Raw genomic sequence first — 14,970 nt, 5'->3', positions numbered from 1 at the left:
ATGAAGCCTGAGGAGCCTTCTAGATTGCCAGTGCTGCTGAAAGCTGGGACTCCTCAAGAGTGTCCTCGTGGCTCTGCGACGTGGTGCGCTCGTAATTATTGGTCCTGCCCAGAAACTCGATCAGTCCGGCGGCAAAGGCGTGCGGGTTCTCCTCGGCGATCCAGTGCCCGGCGCCGGCGACCGCAAGCACCGTTGTCGCGCTAGCGACTTCTTCGATCATCCCGCGCACCAACGGCGCGGTGGGACTGGTCTCTCCAACCGCGATAAGAACCGGAATCGTCAGCATTCCGTTGGCCGCAATGAAGTCGCGGTTATCTTTGGTATCCTGATCGAACGCCCGATAAAGTTCGAACGCCGCACGCATCGCGCCGGGCATCGTGTATGCTGTAAGATAAGCCTGAAAGTCGGCATCGGTAATGGCGGCCGGATTGGACATCCGGAAATTGAAGAACCACTGCAGGTATTCGCGCTCTTTGCCCGAAACCAGAAATTCGGGAAGATCCCGGACGTTGTGAAAAGAGAACTGCCAGTTCCGCGGGTTGGCCCGTAACTGATCGAAGATGGCCGTTCCCGGCAGCGGCGCATCGACGGCGACTAGATGAGTGACGTCGTCGCGATAGGACTGGGCATAGGCATACGCCACCATGAGACCAACATCGTGCCCTACCAGCGCGACCGGTTCCGCAAGCTGGAGATGCTCATGGAGCAGCCGATGGATGTCGCTCGCCATGGTGCGCTTGTCGTAGCCGGAAAGCGGCTTCGAAGAACGGCCGGCGCCGCGATAGTCGGGAGCTACAACCCGAAAGCCTGCATCGACAAGTTGCGGTATCGTGCGGTGCCAGGCCCACCAGGTCTGGGGAAAGCCGTGCAGCAAGACAACGGTGCGAGGCCCGCCGCCAGCGACGACATAATGAAGGCTGACGCCCGGTTCGATGTCGACGGTTGCGTGCTCTAGCGACGCCTCGATCTGTTCGCCGTCCGCTTTGGTTCGAACAAGCCATTGTTCCATGGTATCTCGCCTTCGATTGTCTGTCTTTGGGCGCCGCTGCCACTCGAACTCCATGAGAGCCGCGGGTTAGAACATGCCATTGGTGTTTGCGGACGTCTCGGTGAGCGGCTGGCGGACATCCCAGTGCTCGACGATCTTGCCGTGCTCGAGACGAAAAATATCGACGATCGCCAGGCCCAGTTCCTCGGGCGTGCGCCTGGCGTGAACGTGGAGGATCACGTAATCGCCATCGGCGAAGACGCGCTTGATTTCGCTGCGGAGCTCGGGAAATTGCGCCTTGAGATCCTGCAGGAACGAGCGGAAACCCCCGATGCCGTCCTTGATCATGGGATTGTGCTGAATGTAGTGCGGCCCGAAATGTACCGCCGCTTCATCGAAATCGGACCGATTCAATGCGGTTTCGTAAAATGCCAGCACCGTTCGCTTATTGCTCTCGCGGCTGTCTTCCGCTGCTTGGCCCGGCACCGCGCCGGCAGCGGCCGGCGTTGCTCCGATGGTTCGTCGATCGATCATCATGTTTGATTTCTCCTGCTGAATGCCAACGCGGCATCTTTGTCGCTTCAAGTGGGATCAAGCGGTTTCGATTGGCTGCTTCAGATCGCTCGCAGCGGAAGCGGCGATCACGGCGGATGCTTTGGAGTCGGTCCGGGCGGCGCTCGGCAAGCTCCACGACAGGATTGCCGCTATCGCCGATAATGCTGCGGTCCATAGGAGGACTGAGGAATAGCCGGCGCCCATGGCCTTTGCGGTCGCGAGATTTCCGAAGCCGCTGAACACAGCGACCGCGGCCGCCGCGCCGCACGCCCACCCCAACTGTCTCATCGTGTTGTAGACGCCCGACGCCTTGCCCATGTCGGCGGGACTGACGGCGCCGAGCACGGCGCTCTGCACCGCCGGCATTGCCATGGAGATGCCGACCCCGGCCAGGACCAGCGGCGCGATCCAGGCGCCGTAGGGATAAGCTCCGCTCGAGAGCAGCGACATCCACACCAGCGCGGCGCTTTGCAGAATGAGGCCCGCCATCGCCGGGGCCCTTTCTCCGAGGCGGCCCGCCGCAATGCCGCCAAGCGGCGCGACGGCGAACAGCGATACGGTCCAGGGCATCATTCGCCAGCCGGCACCTGAGGCACTCGCCTGTTCGGCGATCTCGAAATACTGCGCCATGAAAATCAGAGTGCCCATCATGCTCATGAACATCAGCAGGCACACCGCATTGCCGGCCCGGAATTGGCCCGATCCAAGCAAGCGGCTCGGCACCAGCGCGTGCGGAACGTTGCGCTGCGAGGCGAAGAACAAAAGACCCGCCGCCGCTCCGATTGCGAACGCCGCTACCACCGCCGGACTCGACCAGCCTGACCCGTTGCCTTGCGACAGGCCCCAGACCAGCGCCGTCATCGCCGCCGTCAGCAACGCGACGCCGCGCCAATCGATCTGAGAGGTGATGCGGTCGGCGTTATCGATGCGCCATCTCGCCAGAAACGCGGTCGCGGCGCAGAGCGGCACATTGATCCAGAACACCCAGCGCCAACCGAGGCTATCGACCAGGAGGCCGCCGATCACGGGCCCGGACAGCACGGCAAGGCCGGTAAGACTGCTGAACAGTCCCATCGCGCGCGGCCGCTGAGCCGGTGTCACAGTCGTCCCGAGCAGCGTCATGGCTACTGGTACGAGCAAGGCGGACGCGGCGCCCTGCAAGGTGCGCGCAGCGATCAGCCAGCCGATCGTTGGCGCTGCCGCGCAGCCGACCGACGCGAGGGCGAACAGTCCGAGCGCGCAAATGAACATGGACCGGCGCCCGAAACGATCGCCCAGTGCGGCGCCGGCCATCAGCAGTGCGGCAAAGCTCAAACTGTAGGCTGTCATCGTCCAATGCAGAGCCGACAAGGGCGCGGAAAGACTGAGACGGATCGTATCCAGCGCGGTCGTGACCACCATGCCGTCCATGACGGCGATGAATGATGCGCCTGCGGTCAGGGCTAGCACCCAACGCTGCTTGGCAGTGAAACTATCGGTCGCCATGGCTTTCCCCGTTATTGTGGACGAAATGGTCCACATTGAAGCAAAAAATTTATTCCAGCGCCTTGAGGATGATGCTCAGGGTTTTCTTTCTCGAATGAGCCGCGAGATTAGCTCGCCCGAGCATCTGCAGGCCGTAACCGTTCGCCACCAGAAACGTCGCGAATGCGCGCGCATCGCCGTCTGCGGCAAATTCGCCGGCCGCCTGCCCGCGCGCAATGGCGTCGCGAAAAGCCTCCTCGAGCAGTTCGACACCGCGGCGAACCCGCATCCTGACGAGTTGGTCGTGCGCCGCCAGTTCAACAGCGCAAACCTGAAGGAAGCAGGTCTTCGAGACCGGCTGAAAGCCAAGAATCTTATCAAAGTGCCGCACGATCGCCGCGCGCGGAGATCCGCGCCGCAGGTCTTCGATGTTGGCCTGCAGCACGGTCTCGATGTAGCGGTCGAGCGCCGCCAGCAGCATGTCATGCTTGCTGCCGAACGCGCCGTAAAAGCTGCTCTTGCTCAGCCCCACCTCGCCAAGCATTCCGTCCAACGAAGTTGCCTCATAGCCGTCGCGCCAAAATAACCCAAGCGCGCCGTCCAGCACCTGCTCGTAGTCGAATTCTCTCAGTCGCGCCATTTTTATGGACCAGTTAGTCCGAAATCTATTAGAGGTCGGGATGGCGGGAGTCAAGCTCCTGCCAGCAACTGGTCAGCGGTATTGCGAATTTGACCATCGGGATTCGGGCTGCGTATTCTGCGGCGCAATGGATTCCGGGCTCGCGCTTGCGCGCTCCCCGGAATGACGTGCGGAGGTCGAGGTTGGCCTTGCCGCGAGGCGTCGGGCAAAGCACAACGCGCCAAAAAAGCCTTATTTCGCGGCGGAACGAACGCGCCGCGGGCCCGATTCAGGCCACATCCTCTCCGGATTTGCGGCTCATTGCCACCCAACTCTTTGACGAGAAAGGGAAGCTAGAGCGTTGCGTTATGCGTTACCGGGAGACCAGGATGGGCAACCGATCCGCCAAGTTCATATCAACACTTGTCGCCAGCATCGTTGCCGGCGCGCCGCTGGCCGCCGTGTCGCAGAACGCGCCGAGCGCGTCGAGCGCTGCAAACGCCGCGAGCGACTGCCTCGCTTCGCCGAAGAGCACCGCGCCGCAAGGACAGCATTGGCACTATCGCCTCGATCGCAGCACCAAGCGGCAATGCTGGTACCTGCGCGCCGAAAGCGGCAAGGACACCGATAAGGCCACCGCACAGATCGCGCAGAACTCGACAGAAACACCCGACGCGAATAATTCAGCAACGACGCAGCCGTATTCAGTGCAGAACGCGCGCGCCGAATATCTGGCGCCGCAGAGCGCGCCCGCTCAGCCCGCGGTGATCGCACCGTCGGCTGCGCCTCCATCTCCGAGCGCCAATGACAGCAATGCGCAACAGCCTGCCGTCGCTGCGCGTTGGCCGGACGCCTCCGCCTCGCCCGCGCCGCAACCGGTGGCCCCACCCGCAACGGCCGCGGCCCCGCCGAGCGCCAAGCCGGCAAAATCCGCTGCTCCAGTGGCGCCCGCCGCGGCCGATGCGCCCGCCGACAAGCCGACCGGCTCGCTCCAGACGCTCCTGCTCGTCGTCGGCGGCGCGCTGGCGCTCGCAGGCCTGCTCGCCAGCGTCGTCTACCGCTTCGCCGGCGGACGCGTCCGCGTCCAGGCGGGTGACCACCGCCGCGTGAACTGGAACGATTGGGAGCCGCAGGATCAGCGCGGCAGCCGCGCCCCCTGGCTCAATGCGACACCGCGCGCGCAGCCACGTCCGGTGGATTTCGATGCCACGCGTCCCCAACAACGACGTCCCCAGGCTGCAACACTCGCAGCGTTCGCCGACGAGATCGGTATTGTCGTGGCGGCGCACCAACCGTCCGCCCTTGTCTCCTCACTTGCCTCCTCCCCGGCCAAAGCAGCAGAACCTGACGAGGCCGAGATCGAGGCATTCGACGGGGAGTTCGAGATCGAAGCATCGGCGCTACAGCTTGCGGCCAACCATCCCCATGACGAAGAGCCGGCCGATCACGCTGAAAATTCGCGCGATGAGGATGCGGTCGATATCGACGTCATCACGACGATGCTGGAACGGCTGGCGAAGCAAGGGCCGCGGCTGTCGCGGCCTACGCCTGAAGCTGGCTTTGCAGACTTCGCACGAAGCCCACGAGGCCAGTCCGCCGCTCGCGCTTGAGGCGCTCGGCCTTCAGGATCGACTGCACCTCGGCGAAGGCTTCGTCGATGTCGTGGTTGATGACGATGTAGTCGTACTCGGCCCAGTGGCTCATCTCGTGGCTGGCGCGGCTCATGCGGTTGCGGATCACCTCGTCGGAATCCTGCGCACGCGAATGCAGCCGCTTCTCGAGATCGCCGGCTGACGGCGGCAGGATGAACACGCTGACGACGTCGGCGCGCGCCTTCTCGCGCAGCTGCTGCGTGCCCTGCCAGTCGATGTCGAACAGGACGTCCTGCCCCGCCGACAGCGCGGCCTCGACCGGAGCGCGCGGCGTGCCGTAACGGTTATCGAACACGGTCGCCCATTCTAGCAGCTCGTCGCCCGTGACCATCTGCTCGAACCGCGCCTTGTCGACGAACAGATAATCCTTGCCATCGACCTCACCGGGCCGCATCGCCCGCGTGGTCGCCGAGACCGACATTCTCAAGCCGGGCATGCGTTCGATGAGGAGACGCGACAGCGTCGTCTTGCCCGCGCCCGACGGCGAGGACAGCACGAACATCAGCCCGCGCCGCTCGACACCGTCAGTACCATGCCCCGTCGTCATCGATCACTCCAGGTTCTGGACCTGCTCGCGGAACTGCTCGACCACGTTCTTCATGGCGAGCCCCGTATTGGTCAGCTCGATATCGTTGGACTTCGAGCAACAGGTGTTGACCTCGCGGTGAAACTCCTGCGCCAGGAAGTCGAGCTTGCGCCCGACCGGGCCGCCCTTGCCGATCAGCTCGCGCGCCTGGGCGATATGGGAGGCGATGCGATCGAGTTCCTCGCGGATGTCGGCCCTGGTCGCGATCAGGATCGCTTCCTGCATCAGGCGGTCGGAATCGAAACGGTCCGACGTATCGAGCAATGCCGCGATCTGCTCGGCGAGTCTGGCCTTGATCGTCTCCGGCTTGCGTCCGGGCGCGGCCTCGGCCTTTCTCGCCAGTTGCTCGACCTCGTCGACCCGCTGGGTCAGGATCTGCCCGAGCGAGGTGCCCTCGCGCCTGCGCATCTCGACGAGCTCGGCGAGCGCCTTGTCGAAGGCGTCCGCTGCGGCGAGGCGCGCGGCCTTGTCCTCGTCCTCGTCGCCCTCGGGCTCGGCGACCTCGATCACGCCCTTGATGGCGAGCAGGCCGTCGACGCTCGGCGCCACCGCATCGACCTTGCCGGCGATCACCGCGGCGGCCTTCAGGACGGCGTTGAGCACGTCCTCGTTGACGCGGACCGAGGCGGCCGCGTTGGTGCGCTTGACGGTGAGATTGGCATAGACGGTGCCGCGCGACAGCACCTCGCCGGCGCGCTTCTTGGCGTGGGCTTCGAGCTCGTCGAACCCCTGCGGCAACCGCACCCGCAGGTCAAAGCCCTTGGCGTTGACCGACTTCAATTCCCATTCGAACGTATACGGCCCGCTAGCGCCGTGGCTTCGGGCAAAGCCGGTCATGGACGACAGCGCCATCGGGTCAGTTTCTCCGGACAAATGAGATTCGCGAGGCCATCAGGGCACGCGAATCTTAAGACTTTTTTGCAGGAAAGTGGAATCCGCTAGACCGCAGGTCAGGGCGGCCGCTAGCGCTGGACCACCGGCGGCGACGGCTGCACGGCGCCTTGCCGGGCAGGAGCCGGATTGGCAGGCCGCGCCGGCGGCTTTTTCTGCTGATTGGGCCGCGCCGGCGTGGTCGCGGTGGGCGTATCGGCGGCGGCGGGCGGCGCGGCGGCCGGGGGCTGCGCATCATCGGCCGGCTCGACCGTGTCGTTCTGGATCTGCTTCTCCATCGCGCGCAGCTTGGCGACGTTCTTCTGGTGCGCATCGTAGGTCTCGGTGAAGGCGTGCCCGCCGGTACCGTCGGCGACGAAATAGAGATCGCGGGTGCGGGCCGGATTGGCGGTGGCTTCCAGCGAGGCGCGGCCGGGATTGGAGATCGGACCCGGCGGCAATCCTTCGATCACATAGGTGTTGTAGGGCGAGGGCTGCGTGATCTCGCTCCGCTTGATCGGGCGGCCTAGCGTGCCCTTGCCGCCGACGATGCCGTAGATGATCGTGGGATCGGACTGCAGCTTGATCCTCTGCTTCAGGCGATTGACGAACACGGCGGCGACACGGCTGCGCTCATCCGGCTTGCCGGTCTCCTTCTCGACGATCGAGGCCAGCGTCACCAGTTGCTCCGGAGTCTTGACCGGAATGTCCTGGCTGCGACGCTCCCAGATCTCGGCCAGCACGCGCTTGTGCGCCTGCTGCATGCGCTGGACCACCTGCTCGCGCGGGGTCCCACGCGGGAACTTGTAGGTCTCCGGCAGCAGCGTGCCCTCGCGCGGCAGCTCGCGCACGCTGCCGATGAAGATGTCGTTGTCGGAAAGCCGCGCCACGATCTGCTCGGAGGTCAGGCCTTCGGGAATCGTGACGGCGTGCTGCACCACCTTGCCCTCGACGATGGTGCCGATGACGTCGCGCAAGGACGCGTTCTTCTGGAACGAATATTCGCCGGGCTTCAGGTCCGAACTCGCCTTCAGCGCTGCCACGCTGGCGATGAACACCCACGGATTGACGTCCGTCACGCCTTCCCGGTTCAGGGTTTCGGCGATGTCGCGCTTGCCCGCGCGCTGGGGAATGTTGACGATCTTGTCTTCCTTGAGGGGACCTGCGGCCTCAAGCACCTGCCGGCCGTAATAATACACGCCGCCCGCACCGATCATGGCGATCAGCAGCAGTGTGATGATCGCGTTGCCGACGATCACGAAGGGATTGCGCGCCCGGTCCGATCGCTTTGGCGGCGGCGGGACCTGCTCGGGCTCGAGCGCTGCCCGCGGACTCCGGGGCGAAATGGGCGGCCTTTCACTCATCGAAGCAACCTGAATCCTGCCGGTTCAAATGCGGCCCGACAATCGTTTGTCCAGCCAAATGCACGCGCCCACATGTATGACTATCGCCGAATGCGGCAAATCGGTGGATTCGGTTCAAACGCAAGCTAACTGGCCAAGCGGCGGAAGATCACCGACGCGTTGGTACCGCCAAAACCAAAAGAATTCGACAATACGACATTGACCTCACGCTTCTTCGCCGTGTGCGGTACGAGATCGATCGCAGTTTCGACCGAGGGGTTGTCCAGATTGATAGTCGGCGGGACGACATTATCGCGAATCGCGAGGATGGCGAAGATCGCCTCGATCGCACCGGCCGCGCCAAGAAGATGACCGGTCGATGATTTGGTCGAGGACATCGCGACTCTGGAAGCGGCATTGCCGAGCAGCCGTTCGACCGCACCGAGTTCGATCTCGTCACCGAGCGGCGTCGAGGTGCCATGCGCGTTGATGTAGTCGAGATCGGACGGCGAGAGGCCGGCGCGCTTCAGCGCGGCCACCATGCTGCGGTAGCCGCCGTCGCCATCGGGCGAAGGCGAGGTAATGTGATAGGCATCGCCGGACAGGCCGTAGCCGATCACCTCGGCATAGATCTTCGCGCCACGACGCCGGGCATGCTCGAGTTCTTCCAGGACCAGGACACCGGCGCCCTCGCCCATCACGAAGCCGTCGCGCTCCTTGTCGTACGGACGCGAGGCCTTTTCGGGCGTTTCGTTGAAGCCGGTCGACAGCGCGCGCGCGGCGTTGAAGCCGGCAATACCGATGCGGCCGATTGGCGATTCCGCGCCGCCGGCGACCATGACGTCGGCATCGCCCAGCGCAATCAGACGCGCGGCGTCGCCGACCGCATGCGCGCCGGTCGAACAGGCCGTGACCACCGAATGGTTCGGCCCCTTCAGCCCATGCTTGATCGAGACATAGCCGGAGGCGAGATTGATCAGGCGGCCCGGAATGAAGAACGGCGACACCCGGCGCGGCCCGCGTTCCTTCAACAGGACCGCAGTATCGGCGATGCCGTTCAGGCCACCGATGCCGGAACCGATCATGGTACCGGTCGCGCATTTGTCCTCTTCGGTCTCGGGATGCCAGTTGGCATCGTCGAGCGCCTGGCCCGCAGCGGCCATGCCGAAAATGATGAAGTCGTCGACCTTGCGCTGGTCCTTCGGCTCCATCCAGAGATCGGGATTGAAGCTGTCGTTCGAACCGTCGCCGCGCACCACGGTGCAGGCGATCCTGGTCTGAAGATCGGAGACGTCGAAGCTCTCGATCTTGCGCGCCCCGCTTTCGCCGTCGAGGATGCGCTTCCAGGTCGGCTCGACGCCACAGCCGAGTGGCGACACCATGCCGAGGCCCGTGACGACAACCCGCCTCATATCCGAAAACTCCGCTTCGAAAGATTCACGGCCGATAACAAGAAACCGGCTGACCGCCGGTAGGCGGCCCGTCCGGTTTCAATGTTGTCCCCGCGAAATTAAAGAGCTTAGCTCTTTGCGTTCTTCTCGAGAAACTTCGTGGCGTCGCCGACGGTGAGAATCGTTTCCGCGGCGTCGTCCGGAATCTCGCAACCGAATTCCTCTTCGAACGCCATCACCAGTTCGACGGTGTCCAGACTGTCGGCGCCGAGGTCGTCGATGAAGCTCGCAGCGTCGACAACCTTCTCGGGTTCAACACCAAGGTGTTCGACCACGATCTTCTTAACCCGTTCGCCAATGTCACTCATTGCTTTAACCTCGTGTTGTTCCCTGTAGACCCGACCCCCCGGGACGATACGAGCCGTCGTGGTCGTTTATTGCCTTCGCTTACGAACTTTGATTGACCCCATCCTAACCGAAGCGGGGCCCGGCGAACGACGGCCAAGGCTCCGCATCGCCAATATACAGGGTTTCAAAAACCTGCAATGGCGTTCTTTGCCCATCCGTTGAAGGTCCGGTTATCATACTTCAATTGCCTTGACTACAAGCCTCATTTTCCTTCGGAAACGGCCGTTTGCCGTATCCCGCACCGCCCCCTTCCCAGGCGCGGAACGAGCCTTCAAATCATGGCCATGCCGCCATTGACGTGGATTGTCTGGCCGGTGACGTAGGCCGCTTCGTTCGAACTCAGGTAAACGGCAGCCGCCGCGATATCCTCGGGAGTGCCGAGTCGGGCAGCCGGAACCTTGGTCAGAATCGTTTCGCGCTGCTTGTCGTTGAGCGCATCCGTCATCGGCGTCTTGATGAAGCCGGGCGCGATGCAGTTCGCGGTGACGCCGCGCTTGGCGTATTCGGCGCCGAGCGTCTTGATCATGCCGATCAGGCCCGCCTTTGACGCAGTGTAGTTGCCCTGCCCCGGATTGCCGGTGACGCCGACGACCGAGGTAATTGCGATGATGCGGCCGAAGCGCTTGCGCATCATCAATTTCGTGGCAGCGCGTGCCAGGCGGAAGGTCGAGGTCAGGTTGACATTGATGACCTCTTCCCAATCCTCGTCGCGGAGCTGGACGAACAGATTATCGCGCGTGATGCCGGCATTGGCGACGAGGATGTCGACCTGCCCCATCGCCGCTTCCGCGGCGGGCACCAACGCCTCGACCTCGTCGGCCTTGGAGAGATTGCAAGGCAAAACGTGGGTGCGCTCGCCGAGCTTGCCTGCAAGCTCATCCAGCACTTCTTTCCGCGTCCCCGAAATGGCAATTGTGGCGCCCTGCGCGTGCAGCGCCTGCGCAATCGCGCCGCCGATGCCGCCGGTCGCTCCGGTGACGAGCGCCTTCCTGCCAGTCAGATCGAACATCGATAACTCCTTCAAAGCACGATCCGGAAAAGTGTGCAGCGGATTTCCGGAAAGATCGTGCACAAACTTTTAGGCCTGCTTCGCAGCGGCCAATGCATCCTTGGCGGCGGCGATGTCGTTCGGCCCGCCGACGGCGACACCGACGGCACCGTCCGCGATGCGCTTGACCAGACCGGTCAGCACCTTGCCCGCGCCGATCTCGAAGAAACGGGTGACGCCCTGCCCTGCCATATAGGCAACCGATTCGCGCCAGCGCACCGTTCCGGTGACCTGCTCCACCAGGCGGCGGCGGATCTCGTCGGGATCGGTAATGGCGCTCGCCAATACGTTTGATACCAGCGGCGCCGCCGGCGCCTTGATGGTGACCTTGGACAGCGCCTCCGCCATGGCGTCCGCCGCGGGCTGCATCAGTTTGCAATGGAACGGCGCGGACACCGGCAGCAACATCGCCCGCTTGGCGCCCTTGGCCTTGGCGATGTCGACGGCGCGATCGACCGCCACCTTGTCGCCAGAGACCACCACCTGCCCGCCGCCATTGTCGTTGGCGGCCTGGCAGACCTGGCCCTGTGCCGCCTCGTTGGCGACCTCCACGGCCGCTTCGTAGTCGAGGCCGAGCAGCGCGGCCATCGCGCCAATACCGACGGGCACGGCCTTCTGCATTGTGAGACCGCGGGTGCGAAGGAGGCGCGCGGTGTCGGAAATGGTCAGGCTGCCAGCCGCAGCCAACGCCGAATATTCACCGAGCGAGTGGCCTGCGACGAAGGCTGCGTCCCGTCCCACGGAAAAACCGGCTTCCGCCTCCAGCACGCGCAGGGTCGCCATGGACACCGCCATCAGCGCCGGCTGGGCGTTTTCGGTGAGCTGGAGGGCTTCGGCCGGACCATCCCAGATGGTCGACGTCAGCCTCTCCCCCAGCGCCGAATCGACCTCGTCGAACACGGCGCGCGCCATTGGGAAGGCATCTGCCAGAGCCTTGCCCATGCCAATGGCCTGGGAACCCTGCCCCGGAAACGTGAATGCTGCCGTCATCGGCGCTCCCTGCTTGTCGAGCATGATGCCCGCGCGAACCGGCAGCCGACTACGCGCGGCCTAGGCTATGGTTCCGGATCATGCCTCAAAGGGGGCCGTAGACACTGTCCGGGGCGGCGATGTCAAGCCAAGATGGGAACCTTGGACCGGCATTCAACCGGGGATGCGGCCTTTCAAAATCCTCCCGCCTTCTGATCTGCACCGACCTCGGCACCCGCCCGCGCACGGCGCGCACTGCTCGCCAATTGTCCCGGCCGGTCGTCGCGGTTCGGCTTTGCGGTCGCGAGCCGCAGCACCGCGGCGTAACCCGGCTGCACCTCCATGCGGCCGGCGTGCCGGCTCTCGCTGAGCAGGCGGTGGACTTTCGGCAAATTGTAGCAGGGGACGTAGAACAGCAGATGATGCTCGAGGTGATAGTTCACGTAGTAAGGCGCGATGAACAGGCGCTCGAGAAAATTGGCGTGGGTGGTGCGGGTGTTGCGCAGGGGATCGCTGCTGTCGGGGACGACGGCATGTTCGGCGATGTTGCGGATGCGGGTGATGACCATCATCCAGGTCAGAAGCGGCACCAGCCATAGCAGCGGATAGGCCCACCACACACCCGCCGCCGTCAGCGCGGCGAACAGGATGGCGTTGAAGATGCATTGGGGTCCGAGCTTCTCCCAAAAATGCGCGGCACGCTGCCGCCACGGCCAGTCCTTCCGACCGAGTGCGTTGAGCAGTTGCGCCTTGCGCTGCTGATAGCCGGTCTGCCCGGTGATGTCGCGGATGAACTTGCGGCGGTAGCTCAGCTTCGTGATCGGGAACGGCGCCGACAGCACGAGGTCGGGATCGTCCTCCTGTTGAGTACGCGCATGATGCTGCAGATGATAGCGCCGGTAGGCGCGTGTCTCCGCGAAGATCGGATAGGCGCAGAACCACTGGCTCAGCGTCAGGTTGGTCCTCTCGTCGGCCGACAGGCATCCATGCGCGCCGTCATGCATGAGGATCGCGAGCCCGAGCTGACGCGAGCCGACGATCCCGACCGCGAGCAGATAAGTCAGCGGATTGGGCCACCATGCGACCAGCGCGATCGCGCCGATGATCAACCCCCAGGCATGGGCGATCAGCGCAATACCCTTCCACGTGACGCGCTGACGCACGTCGATGAGTTGATCCTCGGTCAGGAAGTCGCGAGCCCGCATGCGAAGCGCGGTCATGGCCTAATTCTCCTCATCCGAAGTGGTTGATGGGTCGCGGTCGTCGACGAGGCGCAGGCGCGCGGTCTCGCCCGTGGATTTCGCCTGCTCGCCGAGCGCGCGCAGCATCTCGCCGCAGAGTTCGTCAGGCGAGCGGCCCATGGCGTAGCCTTCGAGGATGACGCCGACGGCGATGGCCCAGAACCTGCGCGAGCTCTCATCGGGTGCACGCAGGGAACGCCAGCCGTGGCGAGCGACCTGGCTCGCATAGGCGCGTGTCCCTTCGGCGTGCAGGCGTTCGATGGTGCGCTCGACCAGTGGCGCCAGATCCTGGCGCCGCCGTGTCAGCGTCAGCGCCTCGGCGAAGAAGGCGATCGAATCGCTCGCCGTCACCGTCTCAGCGAGCGCGTGCGTATACTCCTGCGGCGAACGCGCCTTCAGCGCCGCCTGCTCGGTCGCGCGTGCCAGGTACAGGAGATCGCGGCAGGCGCATTCGACGAACAGCGCCTCCTTGGTGCGGAAATAATAGGTGATCTGGCTCGGGAATGCGTTGGCGGCGGTCGCGATGTCGGCGATCGAGGCGCCGGATACTCCCCGTTCCTTGAACAGAGGGCTCGCCGCGTCGAGCAGCAGCGAACGCATTTTTCGGCCGGCGGACCGCGTCGCCCGCGCCGCATGCTTGGGATCGCCTGCCGCTGCCTCAAATGGCGCCTCAACCGACCTTTTCGCCATCATGGTCCTCCCTTGATTTACTTGTATGATATACAAACAAATAAATCAAGCCGTTCGATCCCAAGACCCCCACAATGACCATTCGGGCTGAAACCTGGCCCTGCAACCTTGCCAAGCCGGCCAAAAGCCGTATAAAGCGCGTCATCCGCAGACCCCGGCCGGGAGCTGAACGGACGGTCTCAGCAAATCATTCGTGATTTTGGTGTGGCAGGGCCAGTCGGCCCGTCGTCCCGTGTTTCCGCCTTCTGAGCTTAATCCCAGAGTCCTTTCCGAAGGTCTCTTAAGGGCTTGACGCCGGGCGATGCGCCAACATGAGGAAAGGACGTCCATGCCTCTTTATGAGCATGTTTTTCTCGCGCGACAGGACGCGAGCACGCAGCAGGTCGAAGAGCTGACCGCACAGATGACCGGCATTGTCGAAGGTCTCGGCGGCAAGATCACCAAGACCGAGAATTGGGGCGTACGCTCCCTCACCTACCGCATGAGCAAGAACCGCAAGGCGCATTTCGTGCTGCTCAACATCGACGCGCCGTCCGCGGCGATCGCTGAGGTCGAGCGCCAGGAGCGCATCAGCGAAGACGTGATCCGCTATCTCAGCGTCCGCGTCGAGGAACTCGAGGAAGGCCCGTCGGCGATGATGCGCAAGGCCGACCGCGATCGCGAGCGTGACGACCGTGGCGGCGGCTTCCGCGGCGAGCGTGAAGGCGGCTTCCGTGGCGACCGCGAAGGCGGCTTCCGCGGTGACCGCGGCCCGCGCCGTCCGCGCGACGAAGCTGAAACCACGACGGATGCGGAGTAAGATCAATGGCTGAAGCTGGTGCACGCCGTCCGTTTTTCCGTCGCCGCAAGAGCTGCCCGTTCACGGGCGCGAATGCTCCGAAGATCGACTACAAGGACTCCAAGCTGTTGATGCGTTACGTCTCCGAGCGCGGCAAGATCGTGCCGAGCCGCATCACCGCGGTGTCCGCGAAGAAGCAGCGTGAGCTCGCCCGCGCTATCAAGCGCGCGCGGTTCCTGGGTCTGCTGCCCTACGTCATTCGCTAAGACCAATACGATCGGCGGCGACACGCCGCCGATCGTCAATTTCTGAACTCATAAGGCTTCCGGGTCGTCCGGTCGCCGATGGTTGGGGCGAGATGCCTCTAA

The 14,970-nt window shown here is 64.0% G+C and carries 16 protein-coding genes; 3 read left to right on the top strand and 13 right to left on the bottom strand.

Annotation, left to right across the window (positions count from 1 at the left end):
- Positions 1 to 19: 19 nt before the first annotated feature.
- From GWG65_RS10285 to GWG65_RS10270, 4 genes are all read right to left on the bottom strand, one after another.
- On the bottom strand, positions 20 to 1,009 hold the full coding sequence (locus tag GWG65_RS10285; protein ID WP_275195425.1) for an alpha/beta hydrolase: 990 nt from the start codon (positions 1,007 to 1,009) through the stop codon (positions 20 to 22).
- A 66-nt stretch (positions 1,010 to 1,075) separates the two neighbouring features.
- Positions 1,076 to 1,525, bottom strand: coding sequence for a nuclear transport factor 2 family protein (locus GWG65_RS10280; RefSeq protein ID WP_342760638.1), 450 nt, complete (start codon positions 1,523 to 1,525; stop codon positions 1,076 to 1,078).
- 54 nt (positions 1,526 to 1,579) lie between these two features.
- Positions 1,580 to 3,028 carry an MFS transporter gene (locus GWG65_RS10275; protein WP_275195424.1) on the bottom strand — a complete coding sequence of 483 codons (1,449 nt, stop codon included), beginning with the start codon at positions 3,026 to 3,028 and terminating at the stop codon, positions 1,580 to 1,582.
- Positions 3,029 to 3,077: 49 nt separating this feature from the next.
- Entirely contained in the window at positions 3,078 to 3,647 is a 570-nt protein-coding gene (locus GWG65_RS10270) for a TetR/AcrR family transcriptional regulator (protein WP_275195423.1), read from the bottom strand.
- A 368-nt stretch (positions 3,648 to 4,015) separates the two neighbouring features.
- Between GWG65_RS10270 and GWG65_RS10265 the strand changes: the two genes are divergently transcribed.
- Positions 4,016 to 5,236, top strand: coding sequence for a hypothetical protein (locus GWG65_RS10265; RefSeq protein ID WP_275195422.1), 1,221 nt, complete (start codon positions 4,016 to 4,018; stop codon positions 5,234 to 5,236).
- On the opposite strand, the gene gmk is transcribed toward GWG65_RS10265, so the two are convergent.
- From gmk to GWG65_RS10220, 9 genes are all read right to left on the bottom strand, one after another.
- Complete coding sequence (gene gmk / locus GWG65_RS10260; RefSeq protein ID WP_275195421.1) at positions 5,169 to 5,825, bottom strand: guanylate kinase; 657 nt, start codon at positions 5,823 to 5,825, stop codon at positions 5,169 to 5,171. The genes GWG65_RS10265 and gmk overlap by 68 nt on opposite strands.
- 3 nt (positions 5,826 to 5,828) lie before the next feature.
- A complete protein-coding gene (locus tag GWG65_RS10255; RefSeq protein ID WP_275195419.1) occupies positions 5,829 to 6,716 on the bottom strand; it encodes a YicC/YloC family endoribonuclease in 888 nt (295 codons plus the stop codon).
- A 110-nt stretch (positions 6,717 to 6,826) separates the two neighbouring features.
- On the bottom strand, positions 6,827 to 8,098 hold the full coding sequence (gene mltG, locus GWG65_RS10250) for an endolytic transglycosylase MltG (protein ID WP_275195418.1): 1,272 nt from the start codon (positions 8,096 to 8,098) through the stop codon (positions 6,827 to 6,829).
- 125 nt (positions 8,099 to 8,223) lie between these two features.
- Positions 8,224 to 9,489 (bottom strand): beta-ketoacyl-ACP synthase II, encoded by a 1,266-nt coding sequence (fabF, locus tag GWG65_RS10245; RefSeq protein WP_275195417.1) that lies wholly within the window; start codon positions 9,487 to 9,489, stop codon positions 8,224 to 8,226.
- A 107-nt stretch (positions 9,490 to 9,596) separates the two neighbouring features.
- A complete protein-coding gene (locus GWG65_RS10240) occupies positions 9,597 to 9,836 on the bottom strand; it encodes an acyl carrier protein (RefSeq protein ID WP_008130699.1) in 240 nt (79 codons plus the stop codon).
- Positions 9,837 to 10,147: 311 nt separating this feature from the next.
- The gene (gene fabG, locus GWG65_RS10235; protein ID WP_275195396.1) at positions 10,148 to 10,885 is read right to left on the bottom strand and encodes a 3-oxoacyl-[acyl-carrier-protein] reductase; all 738 of its coding nucleotides are present in this window, start codon (positions 10,883 to 10,885) and stop codon (positions 10,148 to 10,150) included.
- A gap of 69 nt (positions 10,886 to 10,954) precedes the next feature.
- Positions 10,955 to 11,914: an ACP S-malonyltransferase gene (gene fabD / locus GWG65_RS10230; RefSeq protein WP_275195531.1), complete on the bottom strand. Its 960-nt coding sequence runs from the start codon at positions 11,912 to 11,914 to the stop codon at positions 10,955 to 10,957.
- Between the two features lie 173 nt (positions 11,915 to 12,087).
- Positions 12,088 to 13,113 (bottom strand): fatty acid desaturase family protein, encoded by a 1,026-nt coding sequence (locus GWG65_RS10225; protein WP_275195395.1) that lies wholly within the window; start codon positions 13,111 to 13,113, stop codon positions 12,088 to 12,090.
- A gap of 3 nt (positions 13,114 to 13,116) precedes the next feature.
- Positions 13,117 to 13,824, bottom strand: a complete 708-nt coding sequence (locus GWG65_RS10220; RefSeq protein WP_275195394.1) for a TetR/AcrR family transcriptional regulator C-terminal domain-containing protein — start codon at positions 13,822 to 13,824, stop codon at positions 13,117 to 13,119.
- A gap of 328 nt (positions 13,825 to 14,152) precedes the next feature.
- Here GWG65_RS10220 and rpsF point away from each other — a divergent pair, with 328 nt between their 5' ends.
- Positions 14,153 to 14,623: a 30S ribosomal protein S6 gene (gene rpsF, locus GWG65_RS10215; protein WP_148743051.1), complete on the top strand. Its 471-nt coding sequence runs from the start codon at positions 14,153 to 14,155 to the stop codon at positions 14,621 to 14,623.
- Between the two features lie 5 nt (positions 14,624 to 14,628).
- Positions 14,629 to 14,868: a 30S ribosomal protein S18 gene (rpsR, locus tag GWG65_RS10210; RefSeq protein WP_007592020.1), complete on the top strand. Its 240-nt coding sequence runs from the start codon at positions 14,629 to 14,631 to the stop codon at positions 14,866 to 14,868.
- Positions 14,869 to 14,970: the final 102 nt, after the last annotated feature.

It is taken from the genome of Bradyrhizobium sp. CSA207 (assembly GCF_029051685.1).
In the GTDB taxonomy this organism is placed as follows: Bacteria; Pseudomonadota; Alphaproteobacteria; order Rhizobiales; family Xanthobacteraceae; genus Bradyrhizobium.
The sequence above is the reverse complement of the archived record's forward strand: the minus strand, read 5'-3'. Positions and strand labels throughout refer to the sequence as shown.

Excerpts from the sequence above, each read along its gene's own strand:
- GWG65_RS10220 (WP_275195394.1), bottom strand. The coding sequence starts at position 13,824 with ATGGCGAAAAGGTCGGTTGAGGCGCCATTTGAGGCAGCGGCAGGCGAT.
- fabD (WP_275195531.1), bottom strand. The coding sequence starts at position 11,914 with ATGACGGCAGCATTCACGTTTCCGGGGCAGGGTTCCCAGGCCATTGGC.
- rpsF (WP_148743051.1), top strand. The coding sequence starts at position 14,153 with ATGCCTCTTTATGAGCATGTTTTTCTCGCGCGACAGGACGCGAGCACG.
- GWG65_RS10225 (WP_275195395.1), bottom strand. The coding sequence starts at position 13,113 with ATGACCGCGCTTCGCATGCGGGCTCGCGACTTCCTGACCGAGGATCAA.
- GWG65_RS10280 (WP_342760638.1), bottom strand. The coding sequence starts at position 1,525 with ATGATGATCGATCGACGAACCATCGGAGCAACGCCGGCCGCTGCCGGC.
- GWG65_RS10285 (WP_275195425.1), bottom strand. The coding sequence starts at position 1,009 with ATGGAACAATGGCTTGTTCGAACCAAAGCGGACGGCGAACAGATCGAG.
- mltG (WP_275195418.1), bottom strand. The coding sequence starts at position 8,098 with ATGAGTGAAAGGCCGCCCATTTCGCCCCGGAGTCCGCGGGCAGCGCTC.
- GWG65_RS10265 (WP_275195422.1), top strand. The coding sequence starts at position 4,016 with ATGGGCAACCGATCCGCCAAGTTCATATCAACACTTGTCGCCAGCATC.
- rpsR (WP_007592020.1), top strand. The coding sequence starts at position 14,629 with ATGGCTGAAGCTGGTGCACGCCGTCCGTTTTTCCGTCGCCGCAAGAGC.
- fabF (WP_275195417.1), bottom strand. The coding sequence starts at position 9,489 with ATGAGGCGGGTTGTCGTCACGGGCCTCGGCATGGTGTCGCCACTCGGC.
- GWG65_RS10270 (WP_275195423.1), bottom strand. The coding sequence starts at position 3,647 with ATGGCGCGACTGAGAGAATTCGACTACGAGCAGGTGCTGGACGGCGCG.
- GWG65_RS10275 (WP_275195424.1), bottom strand. The coding sequence starts at position 3,028 with ATGGCGACCGATAGTTTCACTGCCAAGCAGCGTTGGGTGCTAGCCCTG.
- GWG65_RS10255 (WP_275195419.1), bottom strand. The coding sequence starts at position 6,716 with ATGGCGCTGTCGTCCATGACCGGCTTTGCCCGAAGCCACGGCGCTAGC.
- fabG (WP_275195396.1), bottom strand. The coding sequence starts at position 10,885 with ATGTTCGATCTGACTGGCAGGAAGGCGCTCGTCACCGGAGCGACCGGC.
- GWG65_RS10240 (WP_008130699.1), bottom strand. The coding sequence starts at position 9,836 with ATGAGTGACATTGGCGAACGGGTTAAGAAGATCGTGGTCGAACACCTT.
- gmk (WP_275195421.1), bottom strand. The coding sequence starts at position 5,825 with ATGACGACGGGGCATGGTACTGACGGTGTCGAGCGGCGCGGGCTGATG.